Origin of the sequence: Bowmanella yangjiangensis (genome assembly GCF_017255015.1) — a bacterium.
Taxonomy (GTDB): Bacteria; Pseudomonadota; Gammaproteobacteria; order Enterobacterales; family Alteromonadaceae; genus Bowmanella; species Bowmanella yangjiangensis.
In genome coordinates, this window is sequence record NZ_JAFKCS010000299.1 from 1 (window position 1) to 975 (window position 975).

2 protein-coding genes are annotated in these 975 nt (G+C 65.5%); both read left to right on the plus strand.

What is annotated here, in order from left to right; translation table 11 throughout:
- Positions 1 to 628 (plus strand): type III pantothenate kinase (locus tag J0A65_RS24120; RefSeq protein ID WP_206596802.1); only part of this gene is annotated, 628 nt, incomplete at its 5' end.
- Between the two features lie 8 nt (positions 629 to 636).
- Positions 637 to 975, plus strand: a 339-nt coding sequence (locus J0A65_RS24125) for a hypothetical protein (RefSeq protein ID WP_206596803.1), incomplete at its 3' end; no start/stop codon positions are given.

Sequence of the window (975 nt, forward strand, 5' to 3'; positions counted from 1 at the left end):
GGCTGTCCCTGATCTGCAAGTGGAGCATTGCCGCATGGTCAGTGTGCGCAGCGATGCCGAGACCGAGCAGTTGGTCGCTCGTTTGCGTGCGTCTCTGGGCGTGGAGGCGGTTTGCGCTCAGTCCGCCAGTCAGGTCGGCGCGGTACGCAATGGCTATGCTGACTTCCAGCGCCTGGGCCTGGACCGCTGGTTGGCTGTGCTCGGGGCTTACCATCTCGGTCAGCGCGCCTGTCTGGTGGTGGATCTGGGGACGGCCGTCACTGCCGATTTCATCTCTGCCGACGGTGCGCACCTGGGCGGCTTCATCTGTCCGGGGCTGCCGTTGATGCGTGATCAGCTGAGCACGCACACCCGGCGTATTCGTTACGACCGCCAGGTGGCACTCGCGGCATTGCAGGAGCTGGATCCTGGGCGTTCCACTGCGGAGGCGGTCGAGCGTGGTTGCGTGCTGATGCTGCGCGGGTTCGTCGCCGAGCAGTTGGCACAAGCGACGGCGCGTTTTCCGGATGGCTTCGAGGTGTTCCTGACGGGTGGGGACGCGGACCTGGTGCGTGATGTCGTGCCGGGCGCTCAGGTCGTCGCGGATCTGGTATTTGTCGGGTTGGCGATCGCCTGCCCCCTGAATTGAGGCAAGGCATGCGCTGGTTCCTGCTACTGCTGCTACTTCTTAACGCGTTCTACTACGTCTGGCATCAACAGCAGGCGCCGTTGCGGGCCAAGGAGGTGGCGCCGGCCAGCTCCTATCAGGGGGCGCGCAAGGACATACGCCTGCTCAGCGAGGCCGAGTCGCCTCGTCTGCCCGCAAGGCAGCCGGAGGTCGAGCCACAGGCGGCTGCCTCCGAGGCGGCGGTGTGTCTTTTCCTGGGGAGCTTCGAGGAAGAGTCTCGCGCCCGGGTCGTCGAGCAGCGTCTGCTGAGCCTGGACATACAGGCCGAGGTTCACGGCATCGATGCGGCTGCTGGCGTGGAGTACTGG